Annotated in this window: 15 protein-coding genes; 6 read left to right on the top strand and 9 right to left on the bottom strand. The window is 70.8% G+C overall.

The features are described from left to right. Nucleotides 1–305 precede the first annotated feature (305 nt). Nucleotides 306–533: a hypothetical protein gene (locus ABZX22_RS43960; RefSeq protein WP_354922933.1), complete on the bottom strand. Its 228-nt coding sequence runs from the start codon at nt 531–533 to the stop codon at nt 306–308. Between the two features lie 195 nt (nt 534–728). Between ABZX22_RS43960 and ABZX22_RS43955 the strand changes: the two genes are divergently transcribed. Further along, nucleotides 729–3923: a S8 family serine peptidase gene (locus ABZX22_RS43955; RefSeq protein WP_354922930.1), complete on the top strand. Its 3195-nt coding sequence runs from the start codon at nt 729–731 to the stop codon at nt 3921–3923. 304 nt (nt 3924–4227) lie between these two features. Here the strand turns inward: ABZX22_RS43955 and ABZX22_RS43950 are convergent, their stop codons facing one another. After that, nucleotides 4228–5436, bottom strand: a complete 1209-nt coding sequence (locus ABZX22_RS43950; protein ID WP_354922927.1) for an amidohydrolase — start codon at nt 5434–5436, stop codon at nt 4228–4230. Nucleotides 5437–5542: 106 nt separating this feature from the next. Here ABZX22_RS43950 and ABZX22_RS43945 point away from each other — a divergent pair, with 106 nt between their 5' ends. Continuing rightward, nucleotides 5543–5989: a hypothetical protein gene (locus ABZX22_RS43945; protein ID WP_354922924.1), complete on the top strand. Its 447-nt coding sequence runs from the start codon at nt 5543–5545 to the stop codon at nt 5987–5989. Between the two features lie 266 nt (nt 5990–6255). Here ABZX22_RS43945 and soxR read toward each other — a convergent pair whose 3' ends face one another. Genes soxR through ABZX22_RS43925 form a run of 4 tightly spaced genes read right to left on the bottom strand, consistent with a single transcriptional unit; the run spans nt 6256 to nt 9768 of the window. Next, a complete protein-coding gene (gene soxR / locus ABZX22_RS43940) occupies nt 6256–6711 on the bottom strand; it encodes a redox-sensitive transcriptional activator SoxR (protein WP_354922922.1) in 456 nt (151 codons plus the stop codon). A 56-nt stretch (nt 6712–6767) separates the two neighbouring features. Beyond that, nucleotides 6768–7943, bottom strand: a complete 1176-nt coding sequence (locus tag ABZX22_RS43935) for an alpha/beta hydrolase (RefSeq protein ID WP_354922919.1) — start codon at nt 7941–7943, stop codon at nt 6768–6770. Nucleotides 7944–7966: 23 nt separating this feature from the next. Further along, nucleotides 7967–8764 carry a hypothetical protein gene (locus tag ABZX22_RS43930; RefSeq protein WP_354922916.1) on the bottom strand — a complete coding sequence of 266 codons (798 nt, stop codon included), beginning with the start codon at nt 8762–8764 and terminating at the stop codon, nt 7967–7969. Next, nucleotides 8764–9768 carry an ATP-binding cassette domain-containing protein gene (locus tag ABZX22_RS43925; RefSeq protein WP_354922913.1) on the bottom strand — a complete coding sequence of 335 codons (1005 nt, stop codon included), beginning with the start codon at nt 9766–9768 and terminating at the stop codon, nt 8764–8766. Before ABZX22_RS43925 ends, ABZX22_RS43930 begins: the two co-directional genes overlap by 1 nt. Before the next feature lie 132 nt (nt 9769–9900). On the opposite strand from ABZX22_RS43925, the gene ABZX22_RS43920 reads away from it, so the two are divergent. Together ABZX22_RS43920 and ABZX22_RS43915 are read left to right on the top strand one after the other, a co-directional pair. After that, nucleotides 9901–11151 (top strand): sensor histidine kinase, encoded by a 1251-nt coding sequence (locus tag ABZX22_RS43920; protein WP_354922910.1) that lies wholly within the window; start codon nt 9901–9903, stop codon nt 11149–11151. Further along, nucleotides 11148–11804 carry a response regulator transcription factor gene (locus ABZX22_RS43915; RefSeq protein ID WP_354922907.1) on the top strand — a complete coding sequence of 219 codons (657 nt, stop codon included), beginning with the start codon at nt 11148–11150 and terminating at the stop codon, nt 11802–11804. The genes ABZX22_RS43920 and ABZX22_RS43915 overlap by 4 nt, the downstream gene beginning before the upstream one ends. 206 nt (nt 11805–12010) lie before the next feature. Here ABZX22_RS43915 and ABZX22_RS43910 read toward each other — a convergent pair whose 3' ends face one another. The 3 genes from ABZX22_RS43910 to ABZX22_RS43900 form a co-directional block, all read right to left on the bottom strand. Further along, on the bottom strand, nt 12011–14821 hold the full coding sequence (locus tag ABZX22_RS43910; RefSeq protein WP_354922904.1) for a vitamin B12-dependent ribonucleotide reductase: 2811 nt from the start codon (nt 14819–14821) through the stop codon (nt 12011–12013). Then, nucleotides 14818–15273, bottom strand: coding sequence for a transcriptional regulator NrdR (gene nrdR / locus ABZX22_RS43905; RefSeq protein ID WP_354922901.1), 456 nt, complete (start codon nt 15271–15273; stop codon nt 14818–14820). Before nrdR ends, ABZX22_RS43910 begins: the two co-directional genes overlap by 4 nt. Before the next feature lie 723 nt (nt 15274–15996). Further along, on the bottom strand, nt 15997–16197 hold the full coding sequence (locus ABZX22_RS43900; protein WP_354922899.1) for a hypothetical protein: 201 nt from the start codon (nt 16195–16197) through the stop codon (nt 15997–15999). A gap of 549 nt (nt 16198–16746) precedes the next feature. Here ABZX22_RS43900 and ABZX22_RS43895 point away from each other — a divergent pair. Then, on the top strand, nt 16747–17745 hold the full coding sequence (locus tag ABZX22_RS43895; RefSeq protein WP_354922896.1) for a hypothetical protein: 999 nt from the start codon (nt 16747–16749) through the stop codon (nt 17743–17745). A 73-nt stretch (nt 17746–17818) separates the two neighbouring features. Next, nucleotides 17819–18115: a hypothetical protein gene (locus ABZX22_RS43890; protein ID WP_354922894.1), complete on the top strand. Its 297-nt coding sequence runs from the start codon at nt 17819–17821 to the stop codon at nt 18113–18115. The last annotated feature ends 186 nt before the right edge of the window (nt 18116–18301 follow it).

Genomic DNA, 18301 nt, shown 5'->3' with positions numbered 1-18301 from the left:
CCCAGCGCCGCGCCCACCAAGCCAGGGCGCGCAGGAACCACTTCAAGCAGCGCCTACGCCTCCAGGTCATCCGGATCTAGTGATGTAGTACTAGGCCGCCGCGCCCATCAGTGGCCGGCCGGGCCTCTTCGGGGATCTCCCGTCTCTGTCCGCAGGTTGACCGGGACTACGGGCCCTCTCACCACCTGCCCCCGCCGCCCCAACGGCGCTGCCCGGCCAGGCCTCGACCGCCCCGACGCCGCTTCCCGGCCAGGCCTTCCCCATCTCAACGCCTCAGCCCAGCCAGGCCGCCCTACCCCGACGCCTCAGCCCGGACGGGTGTGGCGCCAGCCGCACGAGGTCCTGCTGGATCGGGTCCGGGCGGCCGGCGCGCTCGGCTTCTCCCACGCCGCGACGGACTCCTCGCAGAACAGGGCGTCGGAAGGGGTTCGCAGGCCGGCCCGTCCGCGTCCGATCGAGGGCGGGTCGGCAGAAGGCACCAGCTGATCACCGAGGTCACCGGCGTGCCGCTTGCCGTCGTTCGTGACCGGCACCCGCGCACCCATGTCCGGCGCCCGCTCATCCGCTGGGAGGTGCGCGCGGGGCCTTTCTCAAGCCGGCCTGCCCACTCATCGGCCTGCGTCGCCTCAGCTCATGGCGTCGGAAGCTCTTGGCGGCCCAGGCCGTGAACTTTTGCTCCGTACGAAACCAAGAGAGAGGTAGATCGTCTTTCGGACGGAGAGGAAAGCATGAACTTAAGCAGTGGACTGATGGCCGCCGTCCTGGCCGGATCGATCGGCATGACCACGTTCCAGGCGCCGGCGCTCCAGGCGTCACCGTCGCCCGACCGGGGAGGCGCCCGGCTCGACGACAGCGCACCCGAGGGCGCCGTCACACTGATCACCGGCGACCGGGTCGTGGTGACCGGACAGAGCCACCGGGTGGAACCGGGGCCGGACCGGCAGGTCTCGTACCACACCCGCCGGCGTGACGGACACCTGTACGTGTTCCCCTCCGACGCGATGCCGCTGGTCACCCAGGGAATTTTGGACGAGCGGCTGTTCGACGTCACGCAGCTGCTGCAGTGGCGTTACGGCGACGCCTTCCGGGCCGACATCCCGCTGATCAGCCAGTCGCCCCAGAGAGCCGCATCCACGCCGCAGGCGGCACGGCAGACCGCATGGCTGGGCACCGTCGGCATGACGGCACTGCGCGTCACCAAGGCTGATGCGGCCAAGGCGTGGAAGGACCTGGTCGCCGGGCCGCGGGCGCTCGCGGCGGGCCGGACGAAGCTGTGGCTGGACGGGCGCCGCCCGTTCACCCTGGACCGCAGCGCCGCGCAGATCGGCGCGCCCGAGGCGTGGAAGCAGGGCTTGACCGGGGCCGGGGTCACCGTCGCGGTGCTGGACAGCGGCTACGACCCCGACCACCCGGACCTGAAGCAGGTGGTCACCCAGTCGCGCAACTTCACCGACACCCCGGACATCCGCGACAACGTCGGCCATGGCACACACGTCTCCTCCATCGTCGCCGGCGCCGGGGAGAAGTACCGGGGTGTGGCGCCGGGTGCCAGACTCGCGGTCGGCAAGGTCGGCGAACAGGACATCACCGAGTCGCAGCTGCTTGCGGGCATGGAGTGGGCCGCGGTCGAGGTCAAGGCCAAGATCATCAACATGAGCATCGGCAGCCCCGACACGCCGGAGGTCGATCCGATCGAGCAGGCGGTGAACACGCTGTCGGAGCGAACCGGCGCGCTGTTCGTCATCTCCGCCGGCAACAGCGGCTCGACTCCCGGAACGATCAGCAGCCCGGGCAGCGCGGAGGCCGCGCTGACCGTCGGCGCGGTGGACAAGTCCGATCGGATGGCCGAGTTCTCCAGCCGTGGTCCCCGCCAGGGCGACCACGCGATCAAGCCGGACGTCACCGCTCCCGGCGTGGACATCATGGCCGCCGCGGCGGCCGGCAAGGCCGACGGGCCTTATATCTCCTACAACGGCACGTCGATGGCCGCCCCCCACGTGGCCGGGGCGGCGGCGATCCTCGCCCAACGCCACCCCGACTGGAACGGTGCGCGGCTCAAGGCGGCGCTGATCGGCTCGGCCAGGCCCATCGCGGACGCCGGGCCGTACGACCAGGGCGCGGGCCGGGTGGATGTCGTCCGTGCGCTGGCGCAGCAGGTCGTGGCCCTGCCGGGCAGTGCCTGGGCGGCCTTCCCCTGGAAGGATTCCGGCAAGCGGGAGGCGACCAGGACGATCACCTACGCCAACTCCGGTGACACTCCCGTCACCCTCGACCTGGCCGCCGATGGCGACGTGCTGGCCCTGTCGGCCGCCCGGCTGGAGGTGCCGGCGAAGGGAGAGGCGTCCGTCACCGTGACGATCAACGCCGAGCAGAAGCCCCCCGGCGACCACCCCGGGGTGATCACCGCCAGGTCAGGTGACACGGTGGTCCGTACGCCGGCCGGCGCCTTCGTCGAGCCGGAGTCCTACGACGTCACGATCACCGGCCTCGGAAGGGACGGCGGGCCCGCCTTCGGCGCCGGAGAGCTGTACAGCCTCGAGACCGGCGCGGTGCACAAGTTCTACCTCACCGACGGGAAGAGCACGGTCCGGCTGCCGGTCGGCCAGTGGAACCTCTACGCCGAGGTGTACGAGGAGACCTCGGGCACCACCGCCCATGTTCCGGTGACGGTCGGCAAGGCCGACCAGGACGTGGTGCTGGACGCGCGGAAGGCCAAGAAGATCCAGTTCGCTGTGGACGAGCCGACCGCCGCGCCTGAGCCCTCACTCCAGGTCTTTCTCGCCAATGGTTCGTGGGGCTTCGGGTGGGCCGCTCCCGTGACTCCCGGTTTCGACTACCTCGTGCTTCCGGTACGACAGCCCGGCCTGCACTACATGGCCGGCACGGTGTGGCACAAGAAGGGCGTGAAGCCGAGCCCGTACCGCTACGACCTGGTCGACTATCACGCCGACGGCATTCCGGACGATCCCTCCTACACCGCGCGGACGCGTGACCTGGTGAAGCTGACCGCGACCTACCGGGCCGCGGGCGTGGCGACCACGGGATCCGTCTGGGCGGGTGCCCGCAACCCGGCGTCGGGCATGTCCTGGGAGTTCCCGACCCACGAGGTCCCTCTGCCCAGTACCTTCACCCACTACCGGACGCCGGGCTTCGTCTGGGGCACGGAGGTCAGGGCGGGCAAGTCGTGGGTGCGCGACACCGGAAGGCGGCTCGATCGGGGGCCCGTCCAGGAAACCTGGAACGTAGCGGTGACCGGGCCGGCCTTCGCCACCTCCGGCGGGAGCCGTACCGGGGACGAGCTCCGTTTCGCGGCCAACCAGCTCTTCGCGGACGGCGCGCCCGGACGGACCGGCGGCGACGGCGCGGCCACCGGTACGATCACCCTGACCACCGGCGGCGGCGTGCTCGCCAAGACCGATCTGGCCGACTGCACGCAGTATGAGACGTCGCAGTGCCTGCTGTCGGCACGCCTTCCGGCGGCCGAGCACACGTACACGCTGCACGCGTCGGCGCGCAGGCAGGTGCCGTACGCGGCGCTGTCCACGGCGGTGGACTCGGTCTGGACCTTCCGTTCGGCGACCGCGGAGAAGCAGCAGGCGCTGCCGCTGATGGCGGTGCGCTACGCGCCGAAGGGCCTCGACGGCCTCAACCGCGCCGCGCCGAGATCCGTGACCCGGTTGCCGATCTCGATCGAGCGCAACCCGGGTGCGGCCCAGGCCGCGGTGAGATCCCTCAAGCTGGAGGTGTCCTTCGACGACGGCGCCGGCTGGCGTGAGGTGCCGGTGATTCCCGCTCCGTCAGGGTGGACCGCGCTGCTGGCCAACCCCGGCACGCCGGGCTTCGTCTCGCTGCGCGCCACGGTGACGGACGCCGCCGACGACGGCGTCGTCCAGACGGTGACACGGGCGTACGCCGTCGGGTGACGACCAGGCCCGTGTCGCCCAGACCGTGACACGGGCCTACGCCCTCGGGTGACCTCCGGGCCCCTGTCGCCCAGACGGTGACACGGCGTACGCCGTCGGGTGACGACCAGGCCCGTGTCGCCCAGACCGTGACACGGGCGTACGCCGTCGGGTGACGACCGGGCCGAGGGTGGGGCCGCAGGTTCCCGCCCTCGGCTCCGGACGCCCCAGGGTGGCGAACCGTGACGCCGCCGGGCGGTACGGTCCCGGCCGGGTCGCTGATCGCCGGCGGCCACTGACCGGCGTCAGGACTTACCCGTCCAGCTCAGGATTCGCGGTAGTACGGGTCGGCGACGGTGCCGTCGCCGGTCTCGGTCGAGTAGGAGTACACCTCGCGCCCGTCCACGAAGACCCGCAGCGCTCTGCTCATGATGTCCAGCGGGTCGCCCGACCAGATGACGACGTCGCCGTCCAGCCCCGGCTTCAACGATCCGACCCTGTCGTCCAATCCCATGATCCTCGCCGGGTTCACGGTGATCGACCGGAGTGCGGTGTCCCGGTCGAGGCCCTCCTTCACCGCCAGCGTCGCCTGGTGCACCAGGAAGTGGATCGGCACCACCGGATGGTCGGTGGTGATCGCCAACTCCACCCCCGCGCGCGCCAGGATGCCGGGGTTGCGCAGGGATCGGTTGCGCAGCTCCACCTTCGACCTGCTGGTGAACAGCGGCCCGATGATCACCGGAATCTCCCGCTCGGCAAGCAGGTCGGCGATCAGGTGCCCCTCGGTGCCATGGTTGATGATCACGCGGTAGCCGAACTCGTCGGCCAGGCGCAGCGCCGTGGCGATGTCGTCGGCCCGGTGCGTGTGCTGGCACCAGGGCAGGTCTCCGTCCAACACCTTCACCAGCACCTCGAGCGTGCCGTCCCGGTCGAAGGCCTTGCCGTCCGCCTCGGCCTGCTCGCGCCTGTCCCGGTAGTCCTGCGCCTTGCGGAACGCGTCACGGATCACCGCGGCCACACCCTGCCTGGTGGAGGGCATCTTCTTCTGGTCACCGTACACACGCTTGGGGTTCTCGCCGAGTGCGCTCTTGACGCTCACCGGCTCGCGGACCAGCATCTCCTCGACCGTACGGCCCCAGCACTTCACCGCCACCGTCTGGCCGCCGATCGGGTTGCCGGAGCCGGGCTTGATGACCGCCGTGGTGACGCCGCCGGACAGCGCGTCGCCGAAGCCGAGGTCGCCGGGGTTGATGGCGTCGAGCGCCCGCAGCCTGGCACCGTTGGGGTCGGTCATCTCGTTGGTGTCGTGGCCGGCCCACCCGTCGGCCTCCTCGTGAACGCCCAGGTGGCCGTGCGCCTCGACGAAGCCAGGCAGCACCCAGCCGCCCGCCGCGTCGACGACCGGCACGCCCTCGGGGATCTCGACGTCGCGCCCGACCGCCACGATCTTGCCATCCTGGATCAGCACGGTGCCTCCGTCGATGGGATCACCGTCGACAGGCACCACATATCCGCTGGTAATCGCGATATTCATGCATGCAACCTAGCCGAATTGACCACCCCATTTTCGGGGTTTCGGCCCCACTGTCAGGGATTGTCCGGCATGATGATCGGCAGTCTCAACGAAGGGAAAACAGAGCGTGCTCAAGTCTGTTCTCGCGGCTACGGTGATCATGGGTGGGGTTCTCGCCGTGCCCGCGACCGCCAACGCGGCCGGATACACCCCTGAAGGGATCTGCGGCAACGGCTTCGCGGTCGTCAACAAGGCGCCGGTCGGCAAGCTGGGTACGGTCTACCTGCTGTACAACCGCCGGAACGGCCAGAACTGCGCGGTCACCATCAAGTCGCAGCTCGCCGGCCAGAGCACCCGGACCACGGTGGAGCTGCAGGTGCAGCGCCCGTTCGGCAACAACACCGGCCCCTACATCCACAAGGACTCCGACTCCGGGCTGTTCAAGTACTACGCCGGTCCGGTGAAGCTGGACGGCAAGGGCATGTGCGTGAAGTTCTCCGGCTCGATGGCCACCGGCTACCGGAGGACGAGCATGGTCCACGGCGGTAACAACGCGTTCACCAACTGCGGCTGACCGGCCGCCGTCCGGCCCTTGACGGGCCGGACCCGGACATCGCGGGGTGCGCCAGGACCGGGCGCATGGCCGTGATCACCGGTGCCCGCCCGACGACCGACCGAACGCACGCCGTGGGTGATCAGCCGACGGGGGGCGCCGGTCGGTGGTCGGGCAGGAGGCGCCGGCCGGCCGGTGTCGCCCTCGCCCCGCCATCCGGCGGGCCGGTCACCGTAGCGGGCGGTCGCCAGGAATCCGCGGCCCGGGCGGCGACGAGTGCGCCGGGATCAGGGCTCCAGCAGGCGGCGGGGGCCAGGCCCCTGCGCGCCCAGCGCGTCACCGGGGTTGACCAGCGCGCACTGCTCGAACGACAGGCACCCGCACCCGATGCACTCGGTGAACCTGTCGCGCATCCGCTCCATCTTCTCGATCCTGGCGTTGATCTCCTCGCTCCAGCACTGCGAGGCCCGCACCCAGAACTCCCGCGTGGGCGGAACATCCGCCGGCAGGAAGGCGAGCACTCCGCCGATCACCGACAACGGCATGCCGACGCTCTGGGAGGCCCGGATGAAGGCCACCCTGCGAAGGGTGCTGCGGTGGTAGCGCCGCTGGTTCCCCGCGGTGCGACGGCTGGCGATGAGACCTTCCCGCTCGTAGAAGCGCAGCGCGGAGGCGGGCACGCCGCTACGCTCCGACAGTTCGCCGATAGAGAGTTCCTTGGTGATCGCGGCGGGCTCCTGCACGCCCCCAGACTAACGTGACTTCAACCTTGGTTTAACTGCCGGAACGCGGGGCGGGGTCAGGGATTGTGGAAGGCGACCTCGGGGTTGACCGGGGACGGACCGCCCAGCAGTGGCTGCTTCCTGCCTTTCAGGTGCTGGTCGAAGAAGGCGCCGACGTAGCTGCGGGTGATCTCCAGTGAGCGTTGCGGTGACAGGTCATCGGGGCCCGACATGCCGGCCGCCTTCTGCAGGATCGACAGATCGGTGAAGCTCAGGTGGTTGGTACGGGCCACGGTGAGCCAGCGCTTCCAGCCGCGCGAAATGGCCCAGCTGCCGTCCCAGGTGTGGTCCTTGCCGGGGACGTGGTCGGCCTGGCTGCCCAGCAGCAGGAAGGGCCGGTCGAAAGTGATCGCGGGGTGGAAGGTGCCGTCCAGGTTCGCCCCGGCCCGCACGCGCTTGTCGACGGCCATGGTGGCGGCGCTGGCGTCACCGCCGAGGGAGTGACCCGCCATGCCGATCCGCTGGGGAGCGATCATGCGGGCGTGCTTCCAGGCGGGGTGTCGGCGGGTCAGCTCGTCGATGACGAAACGGATGTCCTTGGTCCGGTTCCTGGTGATGGTCGCCTGCCCTCCTTCCGGGGGCTTGGGCTCGCCGCAGAGGGGGGCGCAGGTGATGGTCCGGCCGTCGGGAAGCGTGGTGCCGGAGGACTCGTAGGCGTGGTCGACCAGCGCGACGACGTAGCCGCGGCTGGCCAGTTCCTCGGCCAGGGAGGTGAGGCTGGCCCGCGGGAGACCGAAGCCGGGAGAAAGGACGACGAGCGGATATCGGCCGTGCTTGGGTGACGCACCGGTGCGGGCGTGGGTGCGGATGGTGCTGACGATCTCGGGAGAGAGTTCGGTGCCGGGGGCCTTGCGCTGCAGGAGCGAGGCGGCCTCGGCGGCGGTCATGTAGGGGGCGGGGTCGCCGGTGGCCGAGCGGGCGGGGTAGTACATCGAGACCATGAGCCGGCGCGGGCCCGATTCGGGCACCCAGGGGTCCTTACGGCTGTTGTCGACCAGGTGCAGGACGTCGCGGCCGACCGCGTCGGGCCCGGTCGGCCGTGGGAGCGCCAGCCGTACGGCGGCCGCCGTGACGGTGGGGCTGGGTTGTCCGGACGCCGCCGCGGCCGCCGGGGCGCAGGTCGCCGCGCTCAGGACGAGGCAGGCCGTCAGCGGAACGGCCAGCAGACGGGCCCGGGTGGTCGGTGCTGTCATGGGATCTCTCCTTGTCGGGGCGGTCATACGTCGCGGTGACGGACGACGATCAGGGTCACGGCGGCGGCGGCGAGCGGCCACAGCGCGAAGGCGGCCCACGAGCCGGCCACCGTGGGCAGGGCGGGGTCGTCACGGAGCTGGGGCAGGCCCAGGCAGGTGCGCCAGACGTAGAAGGGGACCAGGGCGTACAGGTCGTTGACCCACTGGTGGACGGTGGGACGGAAGAACATGGGCACGATCACCAGCGCGGCGCACACGCTGACGACGACGGCGGCGGTGTGCCGCGCCAGCGCGCCGATGCCCATGCCGACCAGTGCCGACACCGGGGCGAGCAGCGCGTTGGCGGCGAGGACGCGCAGCACACCGGGGTCGCCGACCGAGACGGCGACGCCGCGGCCGGACAGGATGACGTGGCTGACGCCGAACGTGCCGGCCGAGACGAGCGCACCGGCGACGAGCGTGACGGTCGCGGTGACGGTGACTTTGGCGGCCACCACGCGGTGGCGGACGGGAACGGCGATGAGCGTGGTGCGGATCAGGCCGGTGGCGTACTCACCGACGATCGTCAGGGCTCCCAGACTCCCCGCGCCGATCATGAGCATGCAGGCGGCCAGGCCGCTGAACGCCTCGGTCAGGGGGTTGAACCTGGCCTTCTCCATGGCGGTGAAGCCAGGCCAGCCCTGGTAGGCGTCCAGGCTGCTCTGGGCGGCGAGCGCGACGATGGCCAGCGTGCCCAGGCCGAGAAGCCAGGAGGTCGAGCGCAGGGACCAGAGTTTGATCCACTCGGCGGCGAGCAGGTCGCGGAAGCGGGCCGATGTCATCACGGGCGACCTTCCAAGGCGTCGGCGCGGTGGCGGGCGCGGTCGGCGGCACGGTCAGCGGCGCCCCGGTCGGCGCGGTGGCCGGCACGGTCGGCGGCACAGTCAGCGGCGCGGTGGTCCGCGCGGTCGGCGGTCAGCTCCATGAACGCCTGCTCCAGCGAGGCGGTGCGCGGGGCGAGCTCGTACAGCATGATCCGGCGCTGATGGGCCAGTTCGCCGATGCGGGTGGCGCTGAGCCCGGTCACGGTCAGGCCGTCGGCGCCGTCCGGCCGTACGGACGCTCCTTCCGCGCTGAGGACGGCAGCCAGCTCCGCGGGGTCCGGCGTGCGCACGGCGACGGACGCGCCGGCGCCGCGGGCGGCGAACGCGGCCAGGCTCTCCGCGGCGATCAGCTCGCCGCGGCCGACGACGACCAGCTGGTCGGCGGTGTTCTCCATCTCGCTCATCAGGTGGCTGGAGACCAGCACGGTGCGGCCCTCGGCGGCCAGGCGCCGGAACAGGCCGCGTACCCAGCGCACCCCTTCGGGGTCCAGGCCGTTGATCGGCTCGTCGAACAGCAGCACGGGCGGGTCGCCCAGCAGGGCGGCGGCGATGCCGAGCCGCTGGCGCATGCCCAGGGAGAAGCCACCGATACGGCGGCGCGCCGCCCCGGCCAGCCCCACCTCGTCCAGCACCTCGGCCACCCGGCGGCGGGGCAGTCCGTTGCCGGCCGCCAGCGCGTGCAGGTGGGCGGCGGCGCTCCTGCCGCCGTGGACGTCGCCGGCGTCCAGCAACGCGCCGACGTGACGCAGCCCGGCCCGATGGCGGGCGAAGGGGCCGCCGCCGATGGTGGCGCTCCCCGCGGTCGGGCGGTTCAGGCCGAGGATCAGGCGCAGGGTGGTGCTCTTGCCGGCGCCGTTGGGGCCGAGGAACCCGGTGACGTGCCCCGGCCGTACGACGAACGTGAGATCCTTCACCGCCGTCACCGCGCCGTAGCGCTTGGTCAGTCCATTGACTTCGATCACGTCGCCAACGTTGACGCAGGTCACAGCCCCGCCGCATCGGTCCGCGGGCCGGTTTCCGCGCTGCGCGGGTGGCCCGCGGGCATAGGCCTTCGGGCCGATGCCCGTACCTGAGCAGGCGAATACGATCGACACGTGCGTGACAGAACGCCCAGACCACCTCTTTGGGCACGCCTGCCCCGTGGCGTACGGACGCTCGTCGTCTGGTGCGGGCTGGCGGGCCTGGTGCCGCTGCTGTACGTCATGACGCTGACGGACGGCGAGGACCTGCTCCCGGTGGCCGCCTCCCACGCAGCGTTCGCCGTCGCCATGGCCGTTCCGCTGGCCTGGGCCCGGCGATCACCCGAAGCGGTGCTCGCGGTACTGCTGGCCGGCGCCATCGGGGCAGCGGTGCTGGGACAACCGGTGCAGCGGTGGTGGCCGCTGTTCCCGGCGGCCGACGTCCTGGTCTGCCTCCTGACCGCCACCCGGTCGCGTCGCGCGGGCCTGGTCGCGGCCGCTGCCACGCTGATCGTCCAGGAGACGACCTGGCAGGCGGACCTGCTGCGCCACGGCCTGCGCGCCTGGGCGCCCGGCTTCCTCGCGCTGTCGTTCCTGCTCGGCCTGGGCGTCCTGATCGCATGGCTGGCCGGGGTGGTCGTCCGGCAGCGGCGCGCGTACGACCTGGCGCTGCGCGCGCACGCCGGGGCGCAGGCGGTCACCGAGGAGCGGCTGCGCATCGCCCGCGAGCTGCACGACCTGGTCGCGCACAGCATCGGCATCATCGCCATCCAGGCCGGTGCGGGCGCTCGCGTGATCGACACCCGGCCGGAGCAGGCGCGCCAGGCGCTCGGCGCGATCGAGGACACCAGCAGGCAGACGTTGAAGGGACTACGGCAGATGGTCGGCGTGCTGCGCGAGACCGACCGCGAGCATCCGGGCTCGCCCGAGCATGGTCCTGGCGCCGGGTTGGCCGACGTCGACCGGCTGGCCCGGACGACCACGGCCGCGGGTGTGCGCGTGGACGTGCGCAGACACGGGCGACCACGCCTGCTGCCCGCCGCCGTCGACCGGTCCGCCTTCCGCATCGTCCAGGAGTCGGTGACCAACGTCCTCCGCCACGCGGATGCCGGCCACTGCCGGGTGCTGATCGACTACGGGAGCGAGGACGTGCGCATCGACATCGTCGACGACGGACGCGGCGCCGCCTCCCCCGCCGCCGGCGAGGGGAGCGGGCACGGGATCGCGGGCATGCGGGAACGGGTCGCCCTGCTGAACGGCGACTTCAGCGCCGGCCCCCGGCCCGAGGGCGGCTTCCGCGTCACCGCCCGGCTGCCGCTCACCACCGCGGCCGAACCTGCGATCGTCCGGGCACGGGCCGAGGCCGGGCGGACGGAGGCCCGGTGACGATCCGTGTCGTGCTCGCCGACGACCAGCCGCTGATCCGGGCCGGCCTGCGCATGGTCATCGACACCGCCCCCGACGTCGAGGTCGCCGGAGAGGCCGGGACCGGCGCCCAGGCCGTCCAGCTCGCCAGGCAGTTGCGTCCCGATGTCGTGGTGATGGACATCCGCATGCCCGGCATGGACGGCATCGAGGCCACCCAGACCCTCACCGCCGAGTCTCCCGCCTGCCGAGTGATCATGCTGACCACGTTCGACGACGACGACAACGTCTACGCCTCCCTGCGCGCCGGAGCGAGCGGGTTCCTGGTCAAGGACATGGCGCTGGAGGACATCCTGTCCGCCGTCCACGTGGTCGCCGCCGGGGACGCCCTGATCGCGCCCAGCGTCACCCGCCGCCTCATCGAGGACTTCACCCGCCGCCCCGCCCCGGCTCCCCGGCCGCGCGAGCTCGCGGGCGTCACCGGGCGGGAGCGCGAAGTACTGACCCTGGTCGGAGGCGGCCTGTCGAACGCCGAGATCGCGGCCCGGCTGCACATCAGCCCCGGCACCGCCAAGGCGCACGTGGCCAGCCTGCTCGCCAAGCTGGACGCCCGTGACCGCGTGCAGCTCGTCATCATGGCCTACGACGCCGGCCTGGTGTCCCCCGCCCGCTGACCGGCGCGGCCGGCCGTTCTGGTGCCCGGTCCATGCACCTGCCGAGTGCGGCGCCTTCAGCCCCGGCTTGCGGCGCGCCCACCGACTGCTCAACATGTCACGGCGAGCCACGCGCCCCACCGGCGAACATGGCGAAGGGGGAGTCCGGTCGCGACCGGACTCCCCCTTCATCCGACCCGACCCTCATCGGGTCAGGCCGGGATGCCTCAGCTGCAGCCGCTGGTGGAGCCGCAGCCCTCGCAGACGTAGCAGCTGCCGGCGGGGCGCATCTTCGTGCCGCACGTCATGCAGAGCGGCGCGTCGGCGGTGAACCGCTGGTGGCTCTCCAGCGTCAGCTCCTTCGTCGTCTCCCGCACCGGAGCGGGCGCGACCGGCTCCACGGCCTTGGCCTCGATCGGCGCCGACTGGGCCAGCGCCTCCTTGTCGACGGCCGGGTCGTCACCGCGCTGCTGCGCCGTACGCTCGGCGGCGGAGAAGATGCCGACCGCGGCCCGCTCGTCGAAGGGCAGGTGGTCGAGCGCCAGGCGGCGGAAGATGTAGTCCACCACCGAGGTCGCCATGCGCACGTCGGGGTCGTCGGTCATGCCGGCGGGCTCGAAGCGCATGTTGACGAACTTGCTGACGTAGGTCTCCAGCGGCACGCCGTACTGCAGGCCGACGGAGATCGCCACGGAGAAGGCGTCCATGACGCCGGCCAGCGTCGAACCCTGCTTGGACATCTTGAGGAAGACCTCGCCGAGCCCGTCGTCAGGGTAGGAGGAGGCGGTCATGTAGCCCTTCGCGCCGCCCACGGTGAAGCGGGTGGTGGTGCTCGGGCGCTGGTTGGGCATCCGGCGCCTGGTGGGCCGGTTGACCTCGATGACCTTGACCTGGGGCTCCTGCGTCTCGGCGGCGGCAGGCGCCTCCTTCTTGCCCGCGGCCGACAGCGGCTGGCCCACCTTGCAGTTGTCGCGGTAGACGGCCAGGGCCTTCAGGCCCATCCGCCAGCCCTCCATGTAGACCTGCTCGATGTCCTCGACCGTCGCCGATTCGGGCAGGTTGACGGTCTTGGAGATCGCGCCGGACAGGAACGGCTGCGCCGCGGCCATCATCCGGACGTGGCCCATGGGCGCGATCGCCCGCTCGCCCATCGCGCAGTCGAACACCTCGTAGTGCTCGCGCTTCAGCCCGGGGGCGTCGACGACGTGGCCGTGCTCGGCGATGTACTCGACGATGGCCTCGATCTGCTCCTGCTGGTAGCCGAGCTGCTTGAGCGCCCGCGGGATCGTCTGGTTGACGATCTGCATGGAGCCGCCGCCGACCAGCTTCTTGAACTTCACCAGCGCCAGGTCGGGCTCGATGCCGGTGGTGTCGCAGTCCATCATCAGGCCGATGGTGCCGGTCGGCGCCAGCAGCGAGGCCTGCGCGTTGCGGTAGCCGTGCTTCTCGCCCAGCTTGAGGCAGTCGGCCCACTGCTTGGACGCCTCGGTGTGGATCTTGGCGTCCATCGTGCCGATGGTGCGCAGGCTGTCGTTGGCGCCGGCGTGCTTGCGCATGACGCGCTTGTGGGCGTCGGCGTTCCTGGCATAGCCCTCGTACGGCCCGACCACCGCGGCCAGCTCGGCGCTGCGCCGGTAGGACACGCCGGTCATCAGCGAGGTGATCGCCCCGGCGACCGCCCGGCCGCCGTCGGAGTCGTAGGCGTGGCCGGTGGCCATGAGCAGCGCGCCCAGGTTGGCGTAGCCGATGCCGAGCTGGCGGTAGGCGCGGGTGGTCTCGCCGATCTTCTCGGTCGGGAAGTCGGCGAACGTGATCGACACGTCCATCGCCGTGATGATCAGCTCGGTGAGCTTGACAAAGCCGGCCACGTCGAAGGAGTTGTCGTCCTTCAGGAACTTCAGCAGGTTGATGCTGGCCAGGTTGCACGAGGAGTTGTCGAGGTGCAGGTACTCCGAGCACGGGTTGGACGCGGTGATGCGGCCGGTCTCCGGGCTGGTGTGCCAGTCGTTGATCGTGTCGTCGTACTGCACGCCCGGGTCGGCGCACTCCCACGCGGCCTTGGCCATCTTGTGGAAGAGGTCCTTGGCGTCGATCTGCTCGATGATCTCGCCGGTCAGGCGGGCCCGCAGGCCGAACTTCTCGCCCTTCTCGACCGCGCGCATGAACTCGTCGGAGACGCGGACGGAGTTGTTGGCGTTCTGGTACTGGACGGAGACGATGTCCTTGCCGCCCAGGTCCATGTCGAACCCGGCGTCGCGGAGCGCGCGGATCTTGTCCTCCTCGCGCGCCTTGGTCTCGATGAACTCCTCGATGTCGGGGTGGTCGACGTCGAGGACGACCATCTTGGCGGCCCTGCGGGTGGCGCCGCCCGACTTGATCGTGCCGGCGGAGGCGTCGGCGCCGCGCATGAAGCTCACCGGGCCGCTGGCCGTACCGCCGCTGGACAGCAGCTCCTTGGAGGAGCGGATGCGGGACAGGTTGACCCCCGAGCCCGAACCGCCCTTGAAGATGACACCCTCTTCCTTGTACCAGTCGAGGATCGACTCCATGGTGTCGTCAACGGCCAAGATGAAACAGGCACTGACCTGCTGCGGGCTCTGCGTGCCCACGTTGAACCACACCGGGGAGTTGAACGCGAACACCTGGTTGACCAGCGCGTGCTTCAGCTCGTGGTCGAAGATCTCGACGTCCTCGTCGCTGGCGAAGTAGCCGTTCTCGACCGCGGTCCTGGTGTACATCCCGACCACGCGGTCGACCAGCTGCTTCAGGCTCCACTCGCGCTGCGGGGTGCCCACAGCGCCGCGGAAGTACTTGGTCGTCACGATATTGGCCGCGTTGACCGACCAGAAGTCGGGGAACTCCACGCCCCGCTGCTCGAAGTTGATCGAGCCATCGCGCCAATTGGTCATGACGACGTCACGGCGCTCCCACGTGATCTCGTCATAAGGGTGCACACCGGGCGTGGTGAAGATCCTCTTCATCTTCAGCCCCTTGCGCCTGCCCCCACGCGTCGCTGACCCGCTGACCGTCTCCGTCATGACTCCCCCTTCTCGGCTTTCAGTTGCTTGATCTCGGCCTCGAAGTCCGCCAGGCTCTCGAAACCGCGATATACCGATGCGAACCGCAGGTACGCCACCTCGTCCAGGTCACGCAGCGGCCCCAGGATCGCCAGGCCCACCTCGTTGGAGGGGATCTCGGCCGCACCCTTGGCCCTGATGGCCTCCTCGACCCGCTGCCCTAGCTGCGCGAGCGAATCCTCGGTGACAGGCCGGCCCTGGCACGCCCTGCGCACGCCCGCCACCACCTTGTCTCTCGAGAACGGCTCGGTCACTCCGCTGCGCTTGCTCACCATCAGCAGGACCGTCTCCTGCGTGGTGAACCTGCGCCCGCATTCAGGGCAGGTACGGCGTCGCCTGATGGCGGCACCGTCGTCCGTGGAGCGGCTGTCGATGACCCTGGTGTCCGGGTGACGACAGAACGGACAGTGCACGCTTCGCCTCCTCGGCACGCCACCTGCTCACCACTCGTAAAATGCTCGTCGGCAGATGCTCGCGCCCACTCCACGGCCTGCCATGGAGCGGTCACGGAAACACAATTTGTGGTGAACTACATCGGTGTAACTACTAGATGTTGTGGTCCAACCGTAGAAGCGAGCGAGCATGAACGCAAGTTGACGGGGCCCCCGGCATCGAAGTCGCTGATCAGCCCCGCGGGGTCGGGCGTGTCGCACCCGAGTGACGCGTGGACGCTCGTGTGACCTCCCTGTCACGCGGTCGCGGACGGCCGATCAGAGGTCGAGCGTGTCGCACCCGAGTGACGCGGGGACGCTCCCGCGACCCCCCTGTCCACGCGGTCACGGACGGCCCGATCAGAGGTCGCCCGCGCCTCTCTCCGTGAGCCCGCCGTGCCTCCACGGACCCGTTTGTCGGCCTCGTCGCCGCCTCCGGGAGCGCGGAAGAGCCCTCACCACTGCCTGGGGTTGCGGCGACCTACCGTCGCATCAGGCCACGACGTCGGCGGCCCGGACTTCCCCCGGAGTCATGGCGGACAGGATGGCCGTCACCGCTCTGGAGATCGCCATGATTCCTGGAGGCCCCAGTCATCCGTGGAGATCGCCGTCGTCCGCGGAGATCGCCATATCGCTGTCATCCGCGGAGAGCGCCATGTGCCGCCACGTCCGGCCGTCCAGCTTGGCCAAGGTCGTGCGGACTCGTCAGCGGCCGGTCGCCAGAGGGAACGCGTGTAACGACGGCGGGGGCGCGCACCCGCGCACGGACCGGGCGGCGTCCGGCTCCTCCTTCGGGACAGGCGGCAGGCTCGGCCCGCCGTACATGCCTGGCGTCGCGAACCCCAGGGAAAGCACCGTGGGGAGGGGCCAGGGCCGCAGGAAGGGCAGCCACGCGTCGATGTTCATGCCGCCCCTCCGCTCGCCTCGGCGATGTTGCATCCATCCCATCAGACGGCACCGACATTTTCGGGGCCCAGTTGCCCGCACCTCCTGCGGCCATCTCCACGGGGCTCCCACGCCGCTTGGCCGAGCTCACCGCGACCCACGCATCCGCCGGTCACGCGCCTCCAGCGGACCCATGGATCGGATCTCCACCGCGCCCTACCATCCGACCGCGGCCGTCAACCAGACGCAGGAGCCAGGCCACAGCCCAGGGAACGCATGACGCGAGGCGGGCGCAGAGCGGATGCGGGCCGGGCGCAGAGCGCGTGTGGCGCGGATGCGAGGCGGGCGCGAAGCGATGAGGGCGGATGCGGGGCGAGTGCGGACTGAGTGGGAGGCGGGTTCGGGATGCGAAGCGGGCGCGAATCAGAGCGTGCGGGGTGCGAAGGTGTCTTCTTCCGGCGTGGGTGGCCCACGCGTCGGGCGTGGACCGCGCTGGTGGGCGCGATCTGCTGCACCATGGGGGCCGAGCCACCGGCCCGCATGGCCTGACGGCGAGATTATGATCACCCCATGCGCGCGATTAACACGTTTTTATTGATCACCTGCCTAGCCGTCGCGGGCTGCGGCACCACGGGCGAGACCTCGCTGCCCGGCAGCGGGCTGCGCGAGGTCATGGGCCGGCTGTCCGCCGACGGGCCAGCCGCCACCTACCTCGACTACGGTGACATGGCCCACTGGCGCGCGCTGGGCGTGGTCACGGCCGACGGGCTGGGAGACGACCGGCGCTGGCTGGCTGCCGTGGGGTACGGCTTCGGCGACCTCGCCTCACGCATCGATCTCCTGCCCGAACGAACGGGGATCAAGGCGTTCGCGACCGACAGGGCGGTGTCCGTCGGCCGTCCGCCCGACACCGCGGTCAGGTTGGAGGGCGGCCTCGACGCCGCGGCGATCAGCGAGAAGCTGACCGCGCTCGGCGCCAAGCCGCGCACGATCGGCGGGCAGGAAGGACTGACGTTCGCTCCCGACCACGAGATCAGGCAAACCAGGCTGACCGCCGAGCTGGGCCTGGTGACCCAGCTCAACCAGGTCGTGGTGACGCGGTCCGCGCTGGTGGCAGGAGCGGCCGCGGCCCCTGTGGCCGCCGCCCTGGGTGGCGGCGGCTCCACCCTCGACGACAGGCCCGAGCACGTCGCCGTCGCCGAATGCCTCGGCGATGTCGTGACGGCCACCGTCTTCGCGCCGCAGCAGCCGGCGGGCGTCAGCCTGTACGGCGTCGGCCTGCGGCGTCCCGCCGGGCCGGGCGACCAGGCGGTCAACGTCGTGTGCGTGCTGCCACGCATCGCCGAGGTGACGCAGACGTTCACCTCCAGGTTCACCCTGCAGGCCCAGGTCGGGGGCAAGCCGCTGGTGCAGCTGGCAGACAAGGTCGAGCACGACGAGGTGCGCTCGGGGGACCTGACCGTACGGCGGGCCACCGTGACCATCAAGCAGGGAGGTCCCGTGACGCTGGTCCATCAGATGCTGCAGCGCGTGGAGCTGTCCAGGCTGGCCGATCCCGCCGCGCCCTGACACGGGCGGGCCGGCGTGACCCGTACACCCGCACGGGGCGGCAGCGGTTGATCATTGGAGGATGAGACCCGAAGTGCAGGCCTTCATCGCCGATGGCCCCCTCCCTGACTGGGAGGCCGAAGAAGAGCAGATCGACAGGCGCGACAAGCAGCTCCGGGCGATCCCCGCGCCGGTGACGGCGGAGGAGGCGAAGGCACTCGCCGCCTGCTTCGGCCCGGACGACTGCTACGGCGTCGCCTGGACGCTTCTGCATCTCGTCGAGACGGGCCCGAATCCCGTGCCGACGGCCCGGCCCGCTGCTGACGCCAACGAATGGCACCAGAGGCTGTGGATTCGAGCGGTCAACGGAGGGCTCGTCCCCGAAACCTGACGGCTTGGCAGGCGAGGCGCCTTCGGCATCGGCCCGCACCGTCACGCGCCCGCCCGTGCCGGCGGTCTTGTCCGGAGCATCTCGCCGGCCGCCTAGTAGTACTTTGTTAGTTCGGGATCTTGTGTGAGATGATCTTTGTGTGACTCCGGATGAGCTGGCTGATGTTCGAGGCCGTCTTGAGGACTT

The sequence above is a fragment of the Nonomuraea sp. NPDC003804 genome (genome assembly GCF_040610675.1).
Lineage (GTDB): Bacteria > Actinomycetota > Actinomycetes > Streptosporangiales > Streptosporangiaceae > Nonomuraea.
Note: the sequence above shows the minus strand (reverse complement) of the source record. Positions and strands in the feature narration are given on the sequence as shown.